We start from the raw sequence: 23,674 nt of genomic DNA, 5'->3' as shown, positions 1-23,674 counted from the left end.
TATAAAGGTTATGACTATGACGATTCTACAAAAGATTGAAGAACACATCTTTCAGATACACAAAGATACACTATCACATCAATATACGTACCACAATTTTAACCATACAGTACGTGTTGTTAATGGTTTAGAAGAAATTTTAAATCATTTAACAGTAGATAGTCATAATGCTAATTTATTGAGATATGCAGCGTGGTTTCACGATATAGGTTATATTAATTCTTGGGAAGGACATGAAGAACGAGGTGCACAGATGGCACAAACTTACCTATTAGAGAACGGAGTACCTCATGATGACGTATTAACCGTTATGCAATTAATACGTGCTACTAAGCTAGACTATGTTCCAGATAATGACTTAGAGTGTATTATTAAAGATGCAGACTTCGCACACTTCTCAGACGAGAATTATGTAGAGACTAGTAATCTGCTAAAGAAAGAAATAGAAAACTTATGTTCTAAAACATTTACTAGACTAGAATGGTTAGAGCAGAATAGAGATGTGATGCTGTATAGACATCGCTATTACACCAACTATGCTCAACAAAATTGGCAACCTACTAAACAAAAGAATCTGCTAGACGTACTGTCTAAAATAGATAAGATCAACTCTAACAAAAAGAAAAAAGAGAAGATAGAATCAAATAGAACGATTGATACCCTATTCAGAACTACTCTGCGCAACCATACTCAACTTAGTGCCATAGCAGATAGAAAGGCCAATATCTTATTATCTGTCAATGCGATTATTATCTCTATCTGTCTATCAACATTAATACCTAAACTAGACAGTCCGAGCAATGCTCATTTGATTGTGCCTACATTTGTATTATTAATATTTAGTGTGGCGACTATCATCTTTGCAATACAATCTACTAGACCCAAATTAACGTCAGGTAAGTTTACAAAAGAAGAAGTTGAAAATAGACAAGTTAACTTACTGTTTTTCGGAACATTTCATCAGATGCCTTTTGAAGAATATGAAGAATCTCTAAGTGAAATCATGAAAGACAAACAATACCTACACCACGCCCTAACAAAGGACCTATATAGTTTAGGTATTGTCTTAAACAAGAAGTATAAGTTCTTGCGTATCACTTATGCTATTTTTACATTAGGTATTATTCTATCTGTTATCACCTTTACATTAGCATTTAGAGGTATTGGTTTTTAAGGTAATTATGCATCAGTGTATCATAATCTAATGATTCTATATCAAAGTCTAGATTCACACCTACGCGCAGTCCTATAAGACCAGACACACTCTGCATATCTTCGATTAGAAACTGCTCTAGATTGTGATCTAGAAGCCCCACCTTTTGTCCAAACTCAATGTACCCTAGATATTCTTCTAAGTCATAAGTAGAAGCAAAGGCGATTGTAATCTTTTTGGGTTGTACGATGCGTTCAGTCGAGTCTTTTATATTCGCTTTATCTAATCTCTTTTTGATAATCTCATATCGGGTATTATATGCCCCATCGATATCGAAGCGCTTCTCATCCATTCTGAACTGAATACCTAGAGAAGAATCATATACTAAGATTAGTACAGTCACATCCATCTTTAGTGGTTCATTCACATTATTGCGATAGTGTATACACATCTGTTCACACATTACCTGTAATTGCCACAAACGAAGATTGTGTAGATACGTAAAGTCAAAAGACTTCATTGGACTGATAGAACTACCTATATAAATATTGTGTTCTACCCCATCTGTTTTAAATCGTTCATAATAATGAGGAAAAACTTTCTGTACAGACTCTTGTCTCTGATCTAATAAGTCGGTGAAAGTCTTATTCATCTTACCCACCTGTGTATCATATATCTTTCTATATCTATAATAGATACCTAGCTCTTCATCTATATAAGAAAAGTACTCATCTAATCGAGGTCTGTAAAATAAGTGTTCATCCTTTAATAAATAAGGGTGTACCTCATTGGTCACATAGTTCTGAATACGCTGTTCTAACCCTGTCACGAAGTCCTCTTCTAAGTGTCTCAAATAGGCTTTTAACTTTAGAATATGTCTTTCTAAGATTAACGCATTCTCGCTAAAAGTACAATTGCGAAACACAGCGATTAACTTCTCTAGCTGCTCTCTAAGGTCACCTAGAATAGCCTCGTTGCGCAGTGCTCCAGATCCTTTTATATCTATCTCTCCATATAAAGGATATACGTTCTGAAATGCAATAGGATTAATAAAGTAATCTTTATCTGCTACACTATCGATATAGTTGCGTCGAGCTTCTTCTAAGAACTTCCAATAAACACTAGGGTGTATCGTCGTAAACTCTCGTTGGATAATAGCCTCTACCTGATTAAGCATATCTGACTTCACTCGTTGGAAAGTCTCTGATATAATCGGCATCAAAGCATTTAGCTTCTGTGCATTCACACTATTCAGCACTCTAGGCTCTTCTGAGACTATCTCGAAGACACCTTCTACACCACTAGACAGTATTACAGGGCTAAACAGTCCACTGCGCACCCCCTGTCTTTTAAGGTGTAGACACATCACGCACTCCTTATCATTAGCTAATACTACATCTACATCAGAGATACTATAATATCCTTTTTGATCAACCACAGTCGCATACGCCTTCTCTGATAGAATAATAGAAGAGTTCGCCTCATCTAGTAAAAAACTAGGCATAGCCATCATCTCATTAGTCTCCTTCTGTATCAATGTATCTACTACTAAGGGCGTGTACCCTATACGCAGATTAGGCACTCTGAATATAGAGCTGAATAGTTGCCCTAAGATAGCTCCTATTGGTTCACGTTGTAACTCTGCTTTTAAGAAATTCTCTTTTAATAAAGACATCGCATTCTCTATTGTGGCATCTACTAGACTGATAATACCGAATCCTTTCAGCACCCAACTCTTCTGAGGAAACTTCTCTTTCCACAACTCTAGATTATCAAAATTATCTTCTAGTAGCTCGATATCTTCCTTAGTCAGCATGACCGCATCTTCTGTAGGCACTACCTCTACGAAGTCTGCATTATACAGTACTCTATAATGATGGATAATCCCCTTAGCGTCTGGCAAGTCTACAAACAGAGGACGAGTTAAGTCAAATGTCGCCTTAAAATAATGATTCATGATAATACAACAGCACGCTATATAATACTGCTGTTGGTTAAAATCTCTGATCTCTATATTATAGTTACCACCACTCTCCTCGATAATCTTTCTAAACCTTCTACTGTGATTAAACATCAACTTCTGAAGAGGCATCCCCACTGCCTTAATCTCATTATCCGTCAAGGCTATCGGAAATAATATCTCTAGTAACTCCCCTATCAATGCCTCATGTTCTACTAATAGATTATAATCTTCTATGATCTCAAGCAAACATGGCACTTCATTGATACGACCTAATAAGTCTCTAAAATACGTCTTCTTCATTTCATTCTTCTCAGGATCATCGATAAAAGCTTGCATAGCTTCCACCAGACGGTGAAAAGAAAATTTGATATCAAACGGGGTATAATCAAAAGTGGCGAGTCTCATAATATGTTAGGTGCTTTAGGAGATAAAGATACGAAATTCTCACTTTTACATTACACTTATCACATCCTCTAATTTTCCTATTTCACAACAATATCAAAACTAAAAACCTGAAATCTAAAAAAATCGTACTTTTGCCTCAAATTTCTAGAACGAATATGATTAAAATAGGCAATATAGAACTACCAGATCATCCATTGTTATTAGCTCCAATGGAGGATGTTAGTGACCCACCTTTTCGCCGTCTTTGTAAGAAGCACGGTGCAGATCTAATGTACTCAGAGTTTATCTCTTCTGAAGGATTGATTAGAGATGCGATGAAAAGTAAAATGAAATTAGACATCTTCGACTATGAACGCCCTGTAGGGATACAGATATTCGGTGGTGATGAAGAAGCGATGGCAGAATCTGCTCGAATCGTAGAGACTGTACAGCCAGATTTAGTTGATATTAACTTTGGTTGTCCTGTAAAGAAAGTGGTATCTAAAGGAGCAGGTGCGGGGGTATTAAAAGATATTGACTTGATGATTCGCCTGACTAAAGCTGTAGTACAGAGTACTCACTTACCTGTGACAGTGAAGACACGTCTAGGATGGGATGAAGAATCTATCAATATTGACGAAGTAGCAGAGCGCTTACAAGATGTAGGGGTTCAGGCATTGACTATACATGCACGTACTAGAGCGCAGATGTATAAAGGTCATTCTGACTGGACACATATAGAGCGCATTAAGAACAACCCACGTATCCAGATTCCTATCTTCGGGAATGGAGATATAGACAGCCCACAGAAAGCCTTAGAGTACAAAGAGACTTTTGGGTTAGACGGTATGATGATCGGTCGTGCTGCTATTGGTTATCCGTGGATATTCGATGAGATCAAGCACTTTTTTAACACAGGAGAGATATTACCTCCTCCTACTATCAAAGATAGATTAGAAGCTGCTAAAAATCATTTGATCTGGTCTATGGAATGGAAAGGAGAGCGATTAGGTATCGTAGAGATGAGACGTCACTACACTAATTACTTTAAAGGAATACACGGTTTTAAACCACATCGTTTAAAATTAGTGACTACTGATGACCCTATCGAGTTATTATCCCTATTCGATAGAATAGCAGAAGAATATAAAGACTACGTAATAGAGTAAATCTTATACATAAAAAAACCACCTAATAATAGGTGGTTTTTTCTCTTTTTCAAAACAATTTCTATACTGTAATCTCTGATTCACAGACTTACTAAATGAAATTATTCACATAATTACTAGCGCATAATTATGTTATCACTAACTATACCAAAATATCCTCTGAAGCGAACTATTTTTATTGGTTTCTGTTTATAAACGCATTTCTGACTCCGTTAGTATTACGCTGCTGGAAAAATACCATATTTAAACAACTGAAACCATCTATCTACATATTCACTGTTAAAGTCTAGCACCTTCATCACTTCTCTACTAAACTCTGTAGCTCCTATACCACTAGCTGTTACTACATTTTGATCTCTTACCACGAGCTGATCTACATAGTTCTTCTCTCCGTGATAAGTAGGTACAAATCCTTTCATATAGAACAAGGCATTACTCGTATGCTTCACGTAGTCTAGCATACCTTTCTGAGCTAAATAAAGCGTAGCTCCACAAATAGCAGCTATTGGTAACTGGTATTTATAAATCCCATAAACTACCCTATCAATAGCATTAAAGTTATTTGTACTCTTTTCCCACATCTCTCCTCCTGGCAGTATTAAAAGTTTCAGTGTAGAGATGTCTATATCCTCTAGACTACAGTCTACCTTAACCTTTAACCCTCCTACCGAAGTAACATCAGCACCTGTATCAGAGACAGTTAATACCTGGTATCGACTATCTTGTATTAATTCAGGCATCAGATATCCAATCTCCCAATCTGAATATCCATCAAATAAGTAAATGTAAATATGATTTGCTTCCATCTTCTTCTTTTTCTCAAAGATATAGCAATATTGTATCAACTTAAATAAAACAGTCGCTACAAATCATAGCAAAAAAAACTCCTTTCGATTTGAAAGGAGTTTTCTACTATTCTTATTTATTTTATTTCTTTATCTGAGATAACATGTATATCTCTCTGTGGAAATGGAATCTCGATATTAGCATCATCTAAAGCATTCTTCACTATCTGCTGAATCACGAATACTGTATCCCAGTAATTAGCTTTATCCATCCATACACGTACATTTAAGTTTACAGAGCTATCTGCTAAACTATTCACAAAAATGATTGGCTTCGGATCTTGCTTCACCTCTTTGTGCTTCGCTAATGCTTCTTGGATAACATTCTGTGCTGTCTTAATATTAGTATCATATGAGATACCTACTACGAAGTCATATCTACGTGCTGTAATATCGGTATAATTCGTAATCACCGAGTTAGCCAATGGACCGTTAGGACAATAGATTTTTAATCCTGTAGCTCCTGTTACTGTAGTATACAGTAAGTCTATTTTATCTACTGTACCTTCTACTCCTCCAGTATTAGAGATATAATCCCCTATCTTAAAAGGCTTAAACAACAAAATCAACACCCCTCCTGCGAAGTTAGATAAACTCCCCTGAAGTGCTAAACCAATAGCTAAACCAGTTGATGCAAAGACTGCTGTAAGACTCATTGACTTAAAGCCCATAATAGAAGCTACAATCACAAGCAACACTATATATAGAGCAATTCGAATCATACTTAGCAGGAATCCTTTCAGTGACTTATCTAAATCTCTTCTATCGAATCTTTTACCAATTATTCTTAGAATTAACTTGACTATATAGATCCCTCCTAACAATACAACTAAACCCAGTGCATATCTTGGAAGTGATAACAATATACTCTCTAAAAAGTTTTCTAAACTACTTACAATCTTTTCCATAACATCTTTTTTATTTTTATTTACAATTTCATTTTCTTAGCGATTCCCTTTGGGATACCATCTTTATGGATCATGATATCCGTTGTTTTATACTTCACGAACTCTTTACTCATATACATATATCCTTTATAGTCATTCGTAGTTCCCCAAGAGTTCTTGATGATATAGTACTCTCTACCTTTTTGATCTTTAGCGATACCTACGATGTGCATCCCGTGATCATCTGTAGTCGTATAGTTATCGAATGCTTCTTGACGCATCTCAGGAGTTACTTTTCTCTCTGGTTTTGGTCCGTTAAACATTTCTTCTTTCTCTTCAGCAGACATATCCTCCCAATCCTTCTCAGGAACGAAAGCTACACCATTTTTCCAGCTAAAGTATTTCTCACTCACATCACCAGCCCATGCTACAGTAAATCCGTTATTTACAGCGTGATCGATGATCTCAGTTAGCTCCTGCATTGGTACATTATACACTTGATTAAAAGCCCAGTTATCAGGTACTAATAATACAAACTTCTCATACATAGGGTAGTTTAAGTCTGATCCTATCTCTACATAATCATCAGCGTTGATCCCTACTACTTCTTTTGCGAAGCTCTGTGGAGTATACTTTTTACCTTCCCATGTAAACTCCTTAGGAGCCTCTCCTAGATAGGCGTCTATAGCAGCAGTATATGCTTTCTCCCAGTTCGGAGTTAATTTTCTATTCGGGTTAGATACTACCGCCTTTAAGATACCTTCTTGTACTGCAGCCATCTCTCCAAATTTATTAATCGTCGTACCATAGTTCAGTCCATCATATACAGACTGAGGTACTGCTCCATACATTTTATACATATTCATCACATCGTGAAACGCACCACCATCACCTAGCGTTACCGCACCATGCATTCTTACATACATTTTCCCTTTTTCGATATATGCATTACGAGCAGAGAATATCTGAGAAATCTCTACAGGGCGTTTTCCCATTCTCATCATTTCTGACTCGATAAATGAGTTCGCAGAGTAAGACCAGCATGTCCCTGAAGAACCTTGATTTTTCACAGAAGTGTTTTCAATATTCACTACATCTGTAAACGTGTAAAGCTCTTTACTCTTTGCACTTGCATTTAATTTTAATGAGTTTACTAAGTTATCTTGCGCTACTGTAGTAACAGAATATCCAGCCGACAACATAAGGGCTAAAACCCATGCTTTTAATTGATTTTTATACATATCGTTAGGTTTGTTAGAATCGTAAAGATAAAAAAAGTGATTTAAACAGCCTTACCTTCTACCACAAAACTACATTTCTTTAGCATATTCATACAAAATCGTCTGAATAACTACTTCATTAACACTCTTTCACTCCATCTCACTCCCCATTAACTCATTTTCGTTACATCCTACTATTACACTCCTCTAGATTTAGCTATAGTTACTATGATTACAGTATGCTCACCATATGTTCGGGTAGTGATAGGCTATTTTTGGTACTTTTAAGCCGACCAAATGCCCATCACTAGCCGACCACAAGCCGACCACCCCTCAAAAAGTGGTAAAAAACACCCTATAATCATTCTTTTATTAACCTATATAAGAAAGGTAAATGTCACGTTTATAAACGAAAAGTCGTATAATAAAAAAACAGTGTATCTATATTCTAGAATACACTGTCTTAACATACTAACTGAATAGTATAAAGTCTCTTTTCAATTAATAGAAAGAGTACATATATTTTATTTTGAATAACTATAAGTAGTTACAACTTCTATGTCATTAGACAACCAATCCGGAACATATTTACCATCAACATAATCACCAAAATCCATTTGTCTAGTTCCTTTTAAAACTGTTTTAGTAGGATAATTATTCTCGTCATAAGAGTAAGTTATTTTTAAGTCATCCAGTACAATTCCATCTTTATTCGTATAAGTATAAGCAATAGGATTATTATTAGGCAACAATTCTTTAGCCATTTTTAACTCTGCTGGTACGCTTGGACTAGCAAGATTTAATTCAACACCATCTAATAAATCAATAACTCCTGCAGCTCTTAATGTGTGGAATCCAAAGAAAGGTTTGTCGTCATACGTAATTTTAATTACATACTCTTCCATCTCCTTATTATAAGCAAGGATTTCAGATGGATTCTTTTTGTTGTCATACTTAAGTACTTTACCATATTTATAAGCCGAGTTTTGGTATACCAATAAATCTTTTATCAATATCACCTCTTTAGGAGTAGTGATTTTCTCTACTTTCTTATTACTTCCGTATGCTATATCTCCTTTACTATTTTCAAAGATACTACCATCCTTCTTACGTTTAATATATTCAATAGAAGTAAGTTTACCATCTGCTGCATAACTCAGGTTAAACGTTTTGTCTTCTTCCTTATCTCCATCTTCATAAACAACTACATCTATCTTCTCAATGTTCTTAATGACTTTATTAGGTTCTGTTGTCGTAGGTGTACTATTATCATCTGAACTACATGATGATACTCCAACAAATGCAAGTGCTGCTAAAGCACTAAAAATAATCTTTTTCATAGCTAATTTATTTTTATGCAAATTTAAGTTAATAAACACATTTATTAAAAACACAAAACAATTATTCTGTTTTTATCATCAAAATAAACCAAACAATTATACTAATCACATATTTAAAAGTGGTTTTTAACATAAATCAAATAATTATACCAAAACGATAAAATAAAAATATTGACATAAAAAAACAGTGTACCTCTGATATCAGAGATACACTGTTCTTAACTATTAATATACTATATATTACAACGTTTCTTTCAACCAACGGAAGAATTCACCTTGCCATACTTGTGCGTTTTGTGGTCTTACTACCCAGTGATTTTCATCTGGTAAATATAAGAATCTACTTTTCACACCTCTTAATTGAGCAGCTTGGAATGCTTCTTGTCCTTGTCCAATAGGCACACGGTAGTCTTTACCACCTTGGATAATTAGGATAGGCGTATTCCACTTATCTACATTATTAATAGGGTTAAAGTTAGTGTATGCATTCTGAGCATCCTTATTATCTTTTTCCCAGTATGCTCCACCTGTATCAAAGTTAGGGAAGAATACCTCTTCTGTAGTACCATACATACTTACTAAATCAAATACTCCACAGTGTGAAATAAGCGATTTGAAACGGTTCTCATGGATACCTGCTAAGTAGAATACTGAATATCCTCCATAACTAGCTCCTACAGCTCCTAATCTATCTCTATCTACATACTTCTCTTTCGCTACGTCATCAATAGCTGCTAAGTAGTCTTGCATTGGTTTTCCAGCCCAGTCTTTAGAGATTGCTTCATTCCACTCTACTCCATGTCCTGGCATTCCTCTACGGTTAGGAGCTACTATAATGTATCCCTCTGCGGCCATTAATTGGAAGTTCCAACGGAAAGAATAGAACTGAGACAATGCTGACTGTGGTCCTCCTTGTGCATATAACAATGTTGGATATTTTTTGTTTGGATCAAAGTTAGGTGGATATACTACCCAAGTAACCATATCTTTACCGTCTACAGTCTTCACGATTCTCTTCTCACTCTTGCTCAATGCAATCTTAGAATAAGCGTCATTATTCACTTTAGTCACTTGATTCCAAGTCTTCTTAGCCATATTATAAGCATATACCTCAGAAGCATGGTTAAAGTCTGTACGAGTCACTAGTGCTACATCTCCTGTCACATCTACGATACTCGTCACGTCAAAGTTACCATCAGTGATTTGTCTTACGTTGATAGCGATACGTGTTCTACCAGGGAAGTTCACTTCGAACAACTGCACAGTACCTCCTACAGCTGCGATAAAGTAAATCTTCTTACCATCGTTACTCCATCTGTAACTATCTACAGTACCATCCCATCCTGCAGTAAGGTTCATTTTGATTCCATTGTAGTCTACAATGATATCATTCTTATCAGCCTCATACCCATCACGCTTCATCTGTAACCAAGTTAGGTGTCCTTCTGGAGAGTAAGTAGGATGTGTATCATATCCTTTATTTTCTTCTGTTAAGTTCTTAGTCTGTTTAGTCGCTAAGTCGTATAAGTATAAGTCAGTATTCGTACTTGTAGCATACTCCGTACCGAATTTCTTCTTAGACACATACACAATACCTTTACCATCAGGAGTCCATACATAATCTTCGTCTCCACCGAATGGTTTCTGTGGTGCATCATAAGGTTCGTTACCTAAGATATCTATCTTCGCTTCTTTATTATCTGTAGGTGCATATAACACGTGGTTATGTGTACCATCATTCCACGTATCCCAATGTCTATAGTCTAATCCGTCATATACATATGCATCAGACTTCTCCATCGTAGGATATAGGTCTTTACCTAATACTTTATTGATTTTTACAGCCTCATCGAATAAAACTAATTTTCCATCAGGAGAAATGTTTTTATCATTAAGTAAGTGTTTGTATTCCTTAATTTCAACAGGAGTACCTCCAGTTACAGGAATTTGATAAGTCTTAGAATCAAACTTATCTTCTGTCATATTAGCGTGGCTTACTTTGTAGATTAAGTTTTTACCATCTTTAGTAACTCCTACTGGACTTACTCTACCTAATTTCCACAGAAGCTCTTTAGTCATTACTTCTTGAGAAAAAGCAGATAAACTCGCTAAGCTTAAAGCAAATAAGAATATTTTTTTCATTGTTAGGGTTTTATTAAAGCGTAAAAATAGGCTTTTCTTTTGATTTTGCTCGAAAGTTAACTAATTCTCTTAGTCTAGACATTCTTTCTTATACAAACGACAACAAATAGTGTACTCTAATAAATAATGCACTTCTATAATACTGAGCGTAGATTTAATTAATAGTATTATTGATAATAAAAAAGTAAAAAAACAACCTAAACGATAATAATTGAATTTCACACCATTATAGTACGTTATTTTTTTTTAAAATCGTCTTGATTTGAAAAAAAAAGAGGTATTTTCACGCTCAAATTTGATTTACATGAAAAACAATAAACTTTTTATAGCGATCATCATTGCGCTAGTACTTGGTGTAATCGTTGGAAGTATTTATCACTATTCATTCCCAGAATACAAATTAGGATTTGCAGAAAACATTAAATTATTAGGTACTATCTTCATCCGTTTAGTACAGATGATTATTGCTCCACTAGTATTTTGTACCCTAGTAGTAGGTATCGCCAAAATGGGAGATATGAGTATGGTAGGAAGAGTAGGTGCTAAAGCAATGGGATGGTTCATCACTGCTTCACTAGTCTCTCTAACTATAGGTTTAGTATTAGTGAACTGGTTCAAGCCAGGTGTCGGAGCTAACTTTGATTTAAACAATGTCTCAGGAGCTAGTGACTTACTAACTAAAACTGATTCATTAAGCTTACAATCATTCGTAGAACACTTAATTCCAAAAAGTATATTCGAAGCCTTTGCCCATAATGAAATTCTTCAGATAGTAGTGTTCTCAGTATTCTTTGGAATCGCGCTATCTACATTAGGTAAAAAAGGAAAATCAGTAATCAAATTATTTGACAAAATATCAGAGGTAGTCTTAAAGATGGTAACTTATATCATGTGGACTGCACCTCTAGGGGTATTAGGAGCTATCGCAAGTGCAGTAGCACTATACGGTCTTTCTATTTTCTTAACGTATGGTAAGTATCTATTAGCCTTCGCATCAGGATTGGCTGTTTTATGGGCAGTCTTAATCTTAGTTGGTTACTTGATCATCGGTAAAGATGTATGGAGACTGTTAAAAGCAATCAAAGAGCCTCTACTAATCGCCTTCTCTACAACTAGTAGCGAGGCAGTATTCCCAAAATTAGTAGAGCAATTAAAAGCTTACGGATGTTCTCCAAAAATCGTATCATTTACCTTACCTTTGGGGTACTCATTTAATCTAGATGGAAGTATGATGTATCTAACATTCGCTTCTATCTTCATTGCTCAGATATATGATGTACATATGAGCCTAGCAGATCAAATCTTGATGCTGTTAGTCCTAATGGTTACGAGTAAAGGTGTAGCAGGAGTACCTCGTGCTTCACTAATCGTTATCGTAGCTACATGTGCTATGTTTAATATCCCACCAGAAGGAATTGCGTTTATTTTACCGATCGATCACTTCTGTGATATGGGAAGAAGTATGACTAATGTATTAGGAAATGCTTTATCAACTGCTGCGATAGATAAATTTGAAACAAACAATGAACAAACTAAACAATTAAGTTAGATTACAGAACATAAAAGCACTATGGACGAATTTTCAATAGCACAACTTATAAACCCTGAATTCTATATAAACTTACAGATAGCAGGACATTCAATAGGTATATATGTCGTATTATTTATTGTATTTGCAGAGACAGGCTTATTCGCAGGTTTCTTTTTACCAGGAGATAGTTTACTTTTCTTATCAGGGATATACAGTACAGCTCTAATGGCTGAAGTAGTACCGATAGAAAGTGACTTCTTAAATGTAGCCTTATTATCTACTCTAGTCGCCTTGGCAGGTATCCTCGGTAACAGTTTTGGGTATTGGTTCGGTAAAAAGAGTGGAAACTATCTCTACAATGTCAAAGACAACTTTATCTACAAGAAGAAATACTTATACGAATCTAAGGTATTCTTCGAAAGACATGGAGGAAGAGCAATTATATTCGCTCGTTTCTTACCAGTAGTAAGAACATTCGCTCCTATTATAGCAGGTATTGTACACATGGACATCAAGAGGTTCATGCTATACAATGTGATCAGTTCTTTCTTATGGGCTACTACATTAATCTTTGCAGGTCACTACCTACAAGTATGGTTATTAGACAGCTATGATATAGACTTAAAACACTACATCGAATACATTATCTTATTCTTAGTATTAGTGACTACATTACCTATCGTAATGAAAGTGATTAAAAGCAAGAAGAAGGATAAAGAAGAAAGCGAAGAGATATAATATATAAAGGAAGTAAAGTCTGTTGTACTTTACTTCCTTTTTTTAATCCTTTACAGCTACTTTTAATAAGAAAAGGTCTCTTAACATGAGACCATAAAATAAGGCTTGTATCGTACGATACAAGCCTTATTTATTAAGATATATTAAATCTCTATTCTATCCTATTGGTGCGATTTCGAAGACTAACCCTTCTACTTTCTCATCTACAGGTATCTGACAACTTAGTCTACTAGTAGGTTTAACATTACGAGCATCTGAATCTAACAATGCGTCTTCTTCGTCACCCTTCTCTGGTAATTCTACTTCATCTCCATTAATCATATAGCATTGACAAGAAGCACACATCAACATACCTCCGCATATACCGAATGTACCGTCTTCTGCTAGTTCATAAGCACGAACAACTTCCATCATATTCATCCCCATATCTGTTGGGGCATCTATAACGTGAGTCTCACCTTCGCGATCGATAATGGTTACTTTAATATCCTCAGCCATAACTAGTCTATAGATTTCACTACTGCTTTTTCTGCTTCTTTACGTGTACCATCGAATCCGTTGATACCTGATACAGTAGTATATTTTAATACAAATTTCTTACCTGGATTCAACATATTGAACACACTCTGACACATCAAAGTAGCTTCGTGGAATCCACATAGAATTAATTTTAACTTACCTGGGTAAGTATTGATATCACCAATCGCGTAAATACCAGGTATGTTTGTTTGATAATCTAATGCATTATTAACCTTAATAGCATTCTTTTCAATCTCTAATCCCCAATCTGCAATAGGTCCTAACTTAGGTGTTAAACCAAATAATGGAATAAAATAATCACAAGCTATCTCGCGTTTCTCTCCTTCGATTTCCACAACGACTGCTTCTAATTTATCTGTTCCTTTTAACTCAACAACTTCGCCTGGAGTTAACATATTAATCTTTCCTTGGTCTTTAAGCACCTGTACTTTTTCTACAGAGTCTAATGCTCCACGGAATTCATTACGTCTGTGTACCAGACTTACTTCAGCGGCTACATCTGCTAAGAAAATACTCCAGTCTAGAGCAGAGTCACCACCACCAGCAATAACTATTTTCTTACCAGCGAACATTTCTGGTTTTTTAACGAAGTATTCTACTCCTTTATCTTCATAGAATGCAAGATTCTCTATCTCTGGTTTACGAGGCTCGAAAGATCCTAAACCACCAGCGATAGCAACTGCTTTACCATGATGTTTTGTCCCCTTGTTAGTTGTCACGATAAACGTACCATCTTCTAACTTCTCAATATTCTCCGCTACTTCATTTAATGTAAAGCCAGGTTGAAACTGCTTTATTTGTTCCATTAAATTATCTACTAGCTCACCAGCTCCAACGCTAGGATATCCTGGAATATCAAAGATTGGCTTCTTAGGATACAATTCTGTTAATTGTCCTCCTGGTTGTGGAAGTCCATCGATAAGATGGCATTTTAGTTTTAATAATCCTGCTTCGAATACAGCGAACAGACCAGTAGGGCCCGCTCCAATAATTATTATATCGGTCTCAATCATGATGTAGTTCTTTAGTGCAAAGGTATCCTTTGCGAAATTTATTAAAAATGATAAAAGTCAATCTTAAGTAACTAGTGCTAATAAAGCCTTCAATTACTCAAGATTGACTATGTTATTTTTATCCCACATTAACTACAGTTTCGATCTCTGGAGCATACTTTTTTATCGTAGTCTCTACTCCAGCACTTAAGGTCATTTGATTAACACTACAAGCCGTGCAAGCGCCTTCTAAGCGAACTTGTACAACTTTGTCATCTTGAATATCAATAAGAGTGATATCTCCACCATCTGCTTGTAAAAATGGACGGATCTCATCTAACGCCTTTTCTACATTCTGTTTTATAGTTTGTGATGCCATATATTTTTCTTGTATTAAGTCTTATTTTTTAGCAACTGATGAACATCCTGCCATAGTTGTAATTTTGATAGCTTCAGTAGCAGGTAATGACTCATTTCTCAACACTACTTGTTCTACTACATTTCTGCTTAAATCTTCGAATACCTTTGCGATGATAGTATCGTTTTGTAATGCTGCTGGACGACCATAATCACCAGCCTCACGGATACTCTGTACGATAGGTACTTCTCCTAAGAAAGGAACATCTAAGTCTGCTGCTAAGTTCTTAGCACCGTTCTCACCGAAGATATAGTATTTGTTATTTGGTAATTCTTCCGGAGTGAAATACGCCATATTCTCAACGATACCTAATACAGGAACATTGATACTCTCTGACATAAACATTGATACTCCTTTTTTAGCATCAGCTAGCGCTACTGCCTGTGGTGTAGATACCACTACAGCCCCTGTAATAGGAAGAGACTGCATAATAGATAAGTGAATATCTCCTGTACCTGGAGGTAAGTCTAATAATAAGAAGTCTACTTCTCCCCAGTCTGCATCAAAAATCATTTGATTTAATGCTTTTGCAGCCATAGGTCCTCTCCAGATTATTGCTTGGTCACCTTTTGTAAAGAATCCGATAGAAAGGATCTCTACTCCATACGATGACACAGGCTTCATCTTAGAGCGCCCTTCTACTTCTACTGAAATAGGTTTAGCTCCTTCTACGTCAAACATAATTGGCATAGATGGTCCATAGATATCTGCATCTAACACTCCTACTTTAAAGCCCATATTAGCCAAACTAGCAGCTAAATTAGCAGTAACTGTAGATTTACCTACTCCCCCCTTACCAGAAGAGATAGCAACAATGTTTTTAATACCAGGAATAGCTTTTCCTTTAATCTCAGGCTTCTCAGGAGCCTCTACTTTTATATTTACTTTTACTTTCGCCTTGTCATATACTTGATCGTGAATTACTTTCATCACGTCAACTTCTGCTCTTTTCTTAATGTGTAAAGCTGGTGTACTTAATACTAAGTCTACTACTACTTCGTCTCCGAAAGTCATTACATTACTTACAGCTCCACTCTCCACCATATTCTTTCCTTCTCCAGCTAGAGAAATACTCTCTAAAGCCTTCAGGATTTCTTTTCTATCTAATTTCATTATATGCGATTCGTTTTCAACAATTTAATATAAATTCTGACTAACGCAAATATAGTGGGAATATTTGAACTATTAATGTTAATATATTCTAAATACAAATAATGTTATAACTAATATTTATAGTGTATTTGTATTGAAAAGTTTAAGCTTGTTTTCCATAAAAGAACGATTATAAGCGTTCTTAATCAAAGCAAATTGAGAGTTCAATAATTGATTTTTTGAAGCATTAAATGAGAAAATATCAACCTTTCCATTCTCATACTTTGCTTGTGTTGTACTGAATGATTTCTCTGATAGCTCAATACTTTTTTGAAGCTGTTTTGCGATATTTTCTAACTGTGCAATTTCTGCTTTTAGCTCTGTAATTTGATTGTTTAGATTAACTTCACTCTCCTTTATTTGCAAGGTATTCAAACGTATTTCTTCATTTTTCACTCTTACTTGTCTACGTATATTTCCACCTTGAAAAACTGGTATACTCAATCCAAAACTAACGTACTGACTCTTGTTATCTCCCATCTGTTTTGAGAAAGAATTAGTGCGCAATTCTATATCACTATTAAACGGCTTAGAATAGAAAGAACCATATTGATAATTCCCAACTAATCGAGGTAAATTCTTAGACTTAATCAGTTTCTTCTCTTGTTCTAAAACTTGTTGTTTCAGTCTAGTTTTTTCTAGTGTTGGATTGAACTCATATCCTACTAATTGTGCTATAGATTCCTCCTTTTGTACCAAACTAAACTCTTCTACTTCTAAGCCATCTATATTCAACAAATGAAGTAACTTTAGTTTCTGATTATACAGAGTATTCTCTGTCTGTTCTATACTGATATTCTCACTGTGATATATATATTCTATATCATAGAAATCGCTTTTAGGTTTAGCACCAGCCTCTACTTCTTTCTGTACACGCTCTAAGTTAGCCTTACTATTAATTAATTGTTGTTGTTGTATTTCTAAAAAAGACTGTGAACCTATAATCTCATAAAATAACTCAAGAATAGCAGTCTGATATTGAAATAAGACTTCTTCATTCTCTAATTTAGCATAATCAATAGCTATGTTATCCTTCTTGTATTGTATAAAATTACTAAAATCAAACAAAGTGACTCCCGCATCTAATGAAGCTCTAGTAGACTGAATATTAGAACTCACACGACTATTCGTAGCAGGATCAATAGCAGAGCCAAAATTATAAGACTGTGCCCCGTTCAACCCTATATCGGGCAAATAATAAGAAGCCACACTTTGTTTTCTACTTTCAGCAACTTTAGTCTCTAAGGCAGACACCATCAATCTTAAACTATTCCCTTTTCCTTTTTCTACACAGTCCTCCAAAGTCCACTGCTCTTGAGCTACTCCTGCAATACTAAACAAAATAGTCAAAACTAAACACCAACTCTTACTCATACTTTATATATTTTAAAACATCAATACGTGTCGCTTTCCACGCTTTCCAAAACACTAACAACATTGAGAAAAGCATTAAACTTACAAAAGCAATAACAAATGGTAATACGGTAATCGAAATACGATAAACAAAGTCCTCCAACCATATATTCATCACATAAATCACAGGGTAAATCGATATGATAAATCCAATTAGACAATACATAACAAAACGCACAGATAATTTCAGAATCAAACTAATTGAGTCTGCTCCTAACACTTTTCGAATAGCAATTTCTTTTAATTTACTTTCAATACTAAAGGACACGATTGCCATCAAACCGAACAAGGCTATAAATACTGATACCCCCATCAAACACACAAATAATGTACGTTGATATAACGTCTTTTGGTAACTTTTAGCAAAGTCTTCATTGACAAATTTGTATTGTATTGGATAGGTAGAATCAATTCTCTTATTCCAAAACTCTTCTAAAGCTTGTAAGGTTATTTGCGTATTGTTAGTATCTATTTTTACCGCTATATGATCTGTTAAATGATAAAACCAATCCACTGAATTAGGCATAAAATAAGTTACAGGATTAGTACTCTGACTAACCCCTTCTACCTTCATATCTTTTACAACACCAATAACTTCAAACTCTTTTCCATTCCATTTAATCTTTTTTCCTAATATTCCATCTGAAAAATTAAAAGTTGATTTAAATGTTTCGTTAACAACAACTTTACTAATACTATCTGTCGCCAAACTACGATCAAAAAAACGTCCTTCTTTCAATTCTCCATCAAATACTTTCAAAAAATCATATCCTACAGGAACGTTGTTACTTTGTACAGAAGCTTCTCCTATTCTATTTCCTGAAGCACTATTATACCCACCTCCAATAACCATTGAATGAAGTGTTACTTCTTTTACTCCTTTAATCTTTTTTAAATCAGACTCAATATCATAGTAAAGATCATTTCGCCTCTGAATATCTTTAATTTTAAAATTAATATTAACAACCTGATCTCCATCAAAACCTAAATCCTCTTGAAGAATATGCTCTACCTGTTTATCTATAAAAACAGCCGTTGACAAAAAGAAAAAGGCGATTACAAATTGTAGAATCAGAAACATATTTCGAAGACTAACACCCGCTTTTCCTCTTAAATAATTTCCTTTCAACACTTTTAATGTATCAAACGACAATAAGAACAAGCTTGGTAATGTACCTGATAATAAAACAACTCCTAAGACAATTCCTAAAATAGGCAAAGTAAATACCCAAACATGGAAGGGCATAGTTCTATTAACCAACAAATTAAAATAGGGTAACAATATCTCAACAAGCACTAAGGCAATCACTAAAGCTAGTAATACGCAAATAATAGATTCGAAGATAAACTGTAGAAATAGTTGCCATCTTGTAACACCAATTGCCTTTCTTATACCAATTTCTTTTGCACGTTTAAAACTGTTTACTAAAGCTAAATTAACTGCATTTATAATACTCAACATTAGCAATAACACAGAAGATGTCATCATTATATTCAATACCTTAGAAGCTGCTGCTCCTCCTCCTAACCCTTTTGAAATTGGGTTTAAATGAATTGTATCTAATGAATTAAAGTTAAGTATAGCATTAGCATTAAAGTTCTTCTTCACCTCTTCTAAAGTCATGGACTCCTTCTTCATATACATCTGGAAGACATCGTCATAAATCACATCTCTTATACGTTCGTGAACATCTTTAATCTGAACACCTTCTTTTAACTTTAGCAATAGAGTGTAATTATGATCCCCCCAGTTATTTTCTCTATTATAAGCAATCTGATTTTCTGTAACAAATGAAGTCAATCCTTTAAAATTAACTGAACTTTTTCCAGGAATACGATAAACAAAACGAATAGATAATACCTTTCCATTTTCCAATATAACTGTCTTTCCTATTGGATCAATACCTTTACCAAACAAACGCTCCGATTGGTCTATATCTATTGCTAAAGCATCTTTATAATTCGTCTTATATTCTTCTGCACTACCATAAATAGTCTCGAAAGGAAAGAATTCAAAAAAATTAGCTTGCTTTTCATCAATATCATAGAGAAATTCCTTACGTCCATCCACCTCAACACTTGAAATATCGTCAAATGTAAAACTAAAATTATATGCCTCTACAATATCTGATAACTTGTCTAAATTGTTAGCTACAGGTGCAGGAAACCAATTCTTAAAGAAAGACTCTGATGTTCCTTCAACTTCATAAACTCTCTCTTTAAAAGGGTTCCAGTGATTATAACTATGCTCGTTATGCCAAAACAACAATACAAGTATAACAGCTGTCATACCAACAGCTAATCCTAAAATATTTAGAATTGAAACCACCTTATTCTTCCAGAAATGTTTCAGGTATAATTTAAACCAATTATTAATCATAAGTATTCGGATGAAGTATTACACTGCCCAATGCATATATCCTAAGATAAGTGATAGATAGTCATTATAAACATATCTATCACTAGTCTAGAAGCTATAAGAATTAATCTATATTTTTTACTTGTCCTGAAGACGAAGTATTTGAACTAACTATCTTAGCTCCTCCTGTATATTGAACACGTCCTGAAGAACTCGCTCTACCAGATACCTCCTCAGTTACATTAAACACCATTGAACCTGATGAACTAGCTTTACCTTCTAACGTTTTAGTTGTGAAGCTAGATCCTTTAATAGAACCACTACTAGAAGCAGAAGCGTTCACAGAATCAGCATTTCCAGATAAACTCAACCTAGCTGAGCTACTAGCTCCGAAGTCCCCAGTTTTAGTCTTTAATGAAATATCTACACTTGCTGAAGAACTAACACTTGCAGATGATTTCTTTGTCACCTCAAAACTACCTTCTATTTTAGAAGAAGAACTTGCCTCTATAGATAGGTTATCTGCTTGTACTAACTCTCCTCTAAACCTTGCTGAACTACTCGTTTTTACATCAAATGATTTAGCAACAGCTTTGTTCAATAAGTTAAACTTAGCAGAAGAAGACAACCTTACCTCTTCTAAACTAGGGTTATTTATAGTAACTACTACTTTTCCAAAATCTCTAATATTGATACCGTTCTTCCATTTTTTATTAGTTTTTTGATCAATGAAGATATCTAACCCTCCAGTAATTGTCGTTTCTGTCTTGACATCTTTCATATTCTCAGATTTTTCTACTTCCACTACTACACTCTTAGCTCCTCCATAAGTAAAGTTCACTTCTATTCCTTGAGAAGCTTTTACAGATTTAAAATCACTAACTTGACGCGTTTCTTTTGATTGTGCGAACACACTTCCTCCTACTAATAAGAAGAACATTACTATTTTTTTCATATTTAAATTTGTTTTATGGTTATTCATATTTTATATATTTCAGTGCATTGATCTTTGTTGCTGACCATGCCTTTAAGAACACAACTACGCCTGTTAATATTAGTATCACAATCAAGCAAATGATAAATGGTTCTACACTAATATCGATTCTAAAAGCATAATCACTCAACCATTTGTTTAAGAAATAATAACTAGGGAATATAGCAATACCAAAACCTACTAGACACATCACTACATACTGTACAGACAATTGTTTTAATAAGCTAGAGGAACTAGCCCCCAGCACCTTGCGAATAGCTACTTCTTTTAGGCGGTTATTAATATTAAAAGAAGCCAAACTATACAATCCAAACAAAGCAATAAACACAACTATTCCATTTAGTGTTAAGAAAATATCTCTCTCTTTCTTTACATTATTAAATGTCTTTGCATATTGCTTATCTAAAAACTCATAACTAAAAGGCTCGTCAGAGATATCCCTGTTCGCCCATATCTTCGCTATTTCATTCATTGTCTTCTCAACATTATCACCTTTAACCTTGACTGTAATCTGTCTACTATTTAATCCCACCCAAGGAATTGTTTTTAAACTAAAGAAGACTAGAGGAGCATAGTTAGATTTAAGACCATATAGATTAAAGTCCTTTACCACACCTACTATTGTCAGCTTATTACCGTTCCACTCTATTGTTTTTCCTATAGGATGCTCTTCTTTCATTTCATAGGCAGTACGTTCATTAATCAATATATTAGAGATAGAGTCAGTCGCAAATTCAGGTGATAAACCTCTTCCCTCTTTCAGCTTTATATCTAAAGTATTTAGATAATTATAGTCCATTCCTACATTAATACCCTGTATTCTATTTCCATTATGTATAAAACCTGAAGAACTACCATAACTACTCCCTATACTGATCGAAGCGATAGACATATTCTCTACTCCATTGAGCCTTGTGATCTCCTCTTTCAGAGATTGATATATATTAATCTTCTCCTCATAAGGACCTTTACTAATGAAAGGAATGACCACCACCTGATCTCCTTTAAACCCAAGATCCTTATTTAACATATAAGTTACCTGCCCATATACTATATAACTTCCAACCATAAAGAAACAAGCCACCGTAAACTGTACTATTAACATGACGTTCTTTAATGTCTTACCTTTCTTACTCTTATTTACTTCTCCTTTCAGAACTTCTAACGTTTTAAAACTAGCAGTAAATAAAGCAGGAATAATACCTACTAATAAAACAATAATCACAATGAACAATAGCAACCATGGTAGTATATAAAATACTTCTATTTCCATCTGTGAATCTAAGAATACTTTTAACCATGGCATCGTAAACTCAATCAATACAAAAGCAATAATACAAGCTAGTATAGAGGTAACTAGAGTCTCAAATAACCCTTGTAATATCAAATTCTTCTTAGTCGCACCTAATGTCTTTCTAATTCCAACTTCTCGTGTACGACCTATCGCTTGGGCAGTGCTTAAGTTGATATAATTAAATACAGATAATACTAATATCAATAAAGAAAGGCCTATCATGATATTCAATCTCCCGACATTAGTTGCTCCCTCAGGAGTACCATTTAAGTCAGAGTTATTCTGCATTCTTTGTGTTGCTAAGACATGTAGTTTATATCCTTTATTTTTTAGATTCTTAAACTCCTCCAGTGTCACACCTTCTTCTTTTTTCATATACTCCTCAAGACTCAATCCTTCATCCTTCGCTAGCGATACATACACTTGCTTAATCAAGATATCCTTTATTAGCCCTTCCACTTCGGTAGTATACTTAGCATCGTCTAACTTTAACCAAATAGTTGAGTTATAATTACCCCATTGCTCTATTCCCTCTTTCTCATATTGATCAACTGCATTAACCAGTATATTTGCCATTATTGAATTCCTGTTCTTCCCTAGTTTATACACAGCACTTACTACATATGTATCCTTATTGTATTCAAAAGATTTACCTATCGGATCTTCTTCATTGAATAATTGCTTAGCATACTCATCAGTAATAACAGCAGTATTCGGCCCATTAAATGGCTTATTCTTATCTCCTTTTACAATCTCATAAGGAAAAAAGTCAAAGATGTTAGACTTTACATATCCTACCTTTTCTACACCTTTTTTCACCCCATCTACAGTCATTGTCCCACCTCCATAATAATTATCCAAATAAGTATAATCAATGATATGTGAAGACTCTTCTTTTAACTTAGAACCAAAAGGATATGGTAACTTCATCCAGCTCGTATCTGCATTCAGAATAGACTCTACTGTGAAAATATTATCCTTATTCGGATTCGCCTGATCATAAGATGACTCTTCTCTGTAATGCACGAATGACAAGATAACAGAGGCAAAACCCACTCCTAAACTTACTAATGTTAGAATAAAATAGACTTTATTCTTCAGCACATTAGACCAATATATTTTTAACCAGTTCTTTATCAT

18 protein-coding genes are annotated in these 23,674 nt (G+C 34.7%); 4 read left to right on the top strand and 14 right to left on the bottom strand.

The genetic code is table 11. The features are described 5' to 3' along the window. The first annotated feature begins 16 nt into the window (after window positions 1-16). On the top strand, window positions 17-1,174 hold the full coding sequence (locus RT228_RS02195) for a Pycsar system effector family protein (RefSeq protein WP_006264577.1): 1,158 nt from the start codon (window positions 17-19) through the stop codon (window positions 1,172-1,174). Here RT228_RS02195 and RT228_RS02190 read toward each other — a convergent pair. Continuing rightward, window positions 1,155-3,521, bottom strand: coding sequence for a hypothetical protein (locus RT228_RS02190; protein ID WP_025124564.1), 2,367 nt, complete (start codon window positions 3,519-3,521; stop codon window positions 1,155-1,157). The genes RT228_RS02195 and RT228_RS02190 overlap by 20 nt on opposite strands. Window positions 3,522-3,676: 155 nt before the next feature. Between RT228_RS02190 and dusB the strand changes: the two genes are divergently transcribed. Beyond that, window positions 3,677-4,669 carry a tRNA dihydrouridine synthase DusB gene (gene dusB, locus RT228_RS02185; RefSeq protein WP_006266762.1) on the top strand — a complete coding sequence of 331 codons (993 nt, stop codon included), beginning with the start codon at window positions 3,677-3,679 and terminating at the stop codon, window positions 4,667-4,669. 218 nt (window positions 4,670-4,887) lie between these two features. On the opposite strand, the gene RT228_RS02180 is transcribed toward dusB, so the two are convergent. The 5 genes from RT228_RS02180 to RT228_RS02160 form a co-directional block, all read right to left on the bottom strand. Then, on the bottom strand, window positions 4,888-5,475 hold the full coding sequence (locus RT228_RS02180) for a type 1 glutamine amidotransferase family protein (RefSeq protein WP_006264575.1): 588 nt from the start codon (window positions 5,473-5,475) through the stop codon (window positions 4,888-4,890). A 116-nt stretch (window positions 5,476-5,591) separates the two neighbouring features. Then, a complete protein-coding gene (locus RT228_RS02175) occupies window positions 5,592-6,422 on the bottom strand; it encodes a mechanosensitive ion channel family protein (protein WP_058699163.1) in 831 nt (276 codons plus the stop codon). A gap of 20 nt (window positions 6,423-6,442) precedes the next feature. Next, on the bottom strand, window positions 6,443-7,642 hold the full coding sequence (locus RT228_RS02170) for an aminopeptidase C (RefSeq protein ID WP_006262311.1): 1,200 nt from the start codon (window positions 7,640-7,642) through the stop codon (window positions 6,443-6,445). A gap of 503 nt (window positions 7,643-8,145) precedes the next feature. Continuing rightward, the gene (locus RT228_RS02165) at window positions 8,146-8,961 is read right to left on the bottom strand and encodes a hypothetical protein (RefSeq protein WP_058699164.1); all 816 of its coding nucleotides are present in this window, start codon (window positions 8,959-8,961) and stop codon (window positions 8,146-8,148) included. A 240-nt stretch (window positions 8,962-9,201) separates the two neighbouring features. After that, window positions 9,202-11,103, bottom strand: coding sequence for an alpha/beta hydrolase family protein (locus RT228_RS02160; protein ID WP_058699165.1), 1,902 nt, complete (start codon window positions 11,101-11,103; stop codon window positions 9,202-9,204). A 304-nt stretch (window positions 11,104-11,407) separates the two neighbouring features. On the opposite strand from RT228_RS02160, the gene RT228_RS02155 reads away from it, so the two are divergent. Both RT228_RS02155 and RT228_RS02150 read left to right on the top strand, forming a co-directional pair. Then, entirely contained in the window at window positions 11,408-12,652 is a 1,245-nt protein-coding gene (locus tag RT228_RS02155; RefSeq protein WP_036474497.1) for a dicarboxylate/amino acid:cation symporter, read from the top strand. A 21-nt stretch (window positions 12,653-12,673) separates the two neighbouring features. Then, complete coding sequence (locus tag RT228_RS02150; protein ID WP_006259785.1) at window positions 12,674-13,372, top strand: DedA family protein; 699 nt, start codon at window positions 12,674-12,676, stop codon at window positions 13,370-13,372. 156 nt (window positions 13,373-13,528) lie between these two features. Here the strand turns inward: RT228_RS02150 and RT228_RS02145 are convergent, their stop codons facing one another. The 8 genes from RT228_RS02145 to RT228_RS02110 form a co-directional block, all read right to left on the bottom strand. After that, window positions 13,529-13,870 carry a 2Fe-2S iron-sulfur cluster-binding protein gene (locus tag RT228_RS02145; RefSeq protein WP_006259786.1) on the bottom strand — a complete coding sequence of 114 codons (342 nt, stop codon included), beginning with the start codon at window positions 13,868-13,870 and terminating at the stop codon, window positions 13,529-13,531. A gap of 2 nt (window positions 13,871-13,872) precedes the next feature. After that, window positions 13,873-14,925, bottom strand: a complete 1,053-nt coding sequence (locus RT228_RS02140) for an NAD(P)/FAD-dependent oxidoreductase (RefSeq protein WP_006262313.1) — start codon at window positions 14,923-14,925, stop codon at window positions 13,873-13,875. 118 nt (window positions 14,926-15,043) lie between these two features. Then, complete coding sequence (locus RT228_RS02135; RefSeq protein WP_058699166.1) at window positions 15,044-15,283, bottom strand: NifU family protein; 240 nt, start codon at window positions 15,281-15,283, stop codon at window positions 15,044-15,046. Between the two features lie 21 nt (window positions 15,284-15,304). Beyond that, window positions 15,305-16,435 (bottom strand): Mrp/NBP35 family ATP-binding protein, encoded by a 1,131-nt coding sequence (locus RT228_RS02130; RefSeq protein WP_313138372.1) that lies wholly within the window; start codon window positions 16,433-16,435, stop codon window positions 15,305-15,307. A gap of 117 nt (window positions 16,436-16,552) precedes the next feature. Further along, window positions 16,553-17,848: a TolC family protein gene (locus tag RT228_RS02125; RefSeq protein ID WP_058699167.1), complete on the bottom strand. Its 1,296-nt coding sequence runs from the start codon at window positions 17,846-17,848 to the stop codon at window positions 16,553-16,555. Next, window positions 17,841-20,267: an ABC transporter permease gene (locus RT228_RS02120; RefSeq protein WP_058699168.1), complete on the bottom strand. Its 2,427-nt coding sequence runs from the start codon at window positions 20,265-20,267 to the stop codon at window positions 17,841-17,843. Before RT228_RS02120 ends, RT228_RS02125 begins: the two co-directional genes overlap by 8 nt. Before the next feature lie 103 nt (window positions 20,268-20,370). Further along, entirely contained in the window at window positions 20,371-21,201 is an 831-nt protein-coding gene (locus RT228_RS02115) for a GIN domain-containing protein (RefSeq protein ID WP_058699169.1), read from the bottom strand. Window positions 21,202-21,220: 19 nt separating this feature from the next. Next, window positions 21,221-23,674, bottom strand: coding sequence for an ABC transporter permease (locus tag RT228_RS02110; RefSeq protein WP_058699170.1), 2,454 nt, complete (start codon window positions 23,672-23,674; stop codon window positions 21,221-21,223).

It is taken from the genome of Myroides sp. (assembly GCF_032073645.1).
Classification (GTDB): Bacteria; Bacteroidota; Bacteroidia; order Flavobacteriales; family Flavobacteriaceae; genus Flavobacterium; species Flavobacterium odoratimimum.
The sequence above is the reverse complement of the archived record's forward strand: the minus strand, read 5'-3'. Positions and strand labels throughout refer to the sequence as shown.

Bases quoted from the DNA above. Each gene is read 5' to 3' on its own strand.
- RT228_RS02195 (WP_006264577.1), top strand. From the start codon at position 17: ATGACGATTCTACAAAAGATTGAAGAACACATCTTTCAGATACACAAA.
- RT228_RS02190 (WP_025124564.1), bottom strand. From the start codon at position 3,521: ATGAGACTCGCCACTTTTGATTATACCCCGTTTGATATCAAATTTTCT.
- dusB (WP_006266762.1), top strand. From the start codon at position 3,677: ATGATTAAAATAGGCAATATAGAACTACCAGATCATCCATTGTTATTA.
- RT228_RS02180 (WP_006264575.1), bottom strand. From the start codon at position 5,475: ATGGAAGCAAATCATATTTACATTTACTTATTTGATGGATATTCAGAT.
- RT228_RS02175 (WP_058699163.1), bottom strand. From the start codon at position 6,422: ATGGAAAAGATTGTAAGTAGTTTAGAAAACTTTTTAGAGAGTATATTG.
- RT228_RS02170 (WP_006262311.1), bottom strand. From the start codon at position 7,642: ATGTATAAAAATCAATTAAAAGCATGGGTTTTAGCCCTTATGTTGTCG.
- RT228_RS02165 (WP_058699164.1), bottom strand. From the start codon at position 8,961: ATGAAAAAGATTATTTTTAGTGCTTTAGCAGCACTTGCATTTGTTGGA.
- RT228_RS02160 (WP_058699165.1), bottom strand. From the start codon at position 11,103: ATGAAAAAAATATTCTTATTTGCTTTAAGCTTAGCGAGTTTATCTGCT.
- RT228_RS02155 (WP_036474497.1), top strand. From the start codon at position 11,408: ATGAAAAACAATAAACTTTTTATAGCGATCATCATTGCGCTAGTACTT.
- RT228_RS02150 (WP_006259785.1), top strand. From the start codon at position 12,674: ATGGACGAATTTTCAATAGCACAACTTATAAACCCTGAATTCTATATA.
- RT228_RS02145 (WP_006259786.1), bottom strand. From the start codon at position 13,870: ATGGCTGAGGATATTAAAGTAACCATTATCGATCGCGAAGGTGAGACT.
- RT228_RS02140 (WP_006262313.1), bottom strand. From the start codon at position 14,925: ATGATTGAGACCGATATAATAATTATTGGAGCGGGCCCTACTGGTCTG.
- RT228_RS02135 (WP_058699166.1), bottom strand. From the start codon at position 15,283: ATGGCATCACAAACTATAAAACAGAATGTAGAAAAGGCGTTAGATGAG.
- RT228_RS02130 (WP_313138372.1), bottom strand. From the start codon at position 16,435: ATGAAATTAGATAGAAAAGAAATCCTGAAGGCTTTAGAGAGTATTTCT.
- RT228_RS02125 (WP_058699167.1), bottom strand. From the start codon at position 17,848: ATGAGTAAGAGTTGGTGTTTAGTTTTGACTATTTTGTTTAGTATTGCA.
- RT228_RS02120 (WP_058699168.1), bottom strand. From the start codon at position 20,267: ATGATTAATAATTGGTTTAAATTATACCTGAAACATTTCTGGAAGAAT.
- RT228_RS02115 (WP_058699169.1), bottom strand. From the start codon at position 21,201: ATGAAAAAAATAGTAATGTTCTTCTTATTAGTAGGAGGAAGTGTGTTC.
- RT228_RS02110 (WP_058699170.1), bottom strand. From the start codon at position 23,674: ATGATAAAGAACTGGTTAAAAATATATTGGTCTAATGTGCTGAAGAAT.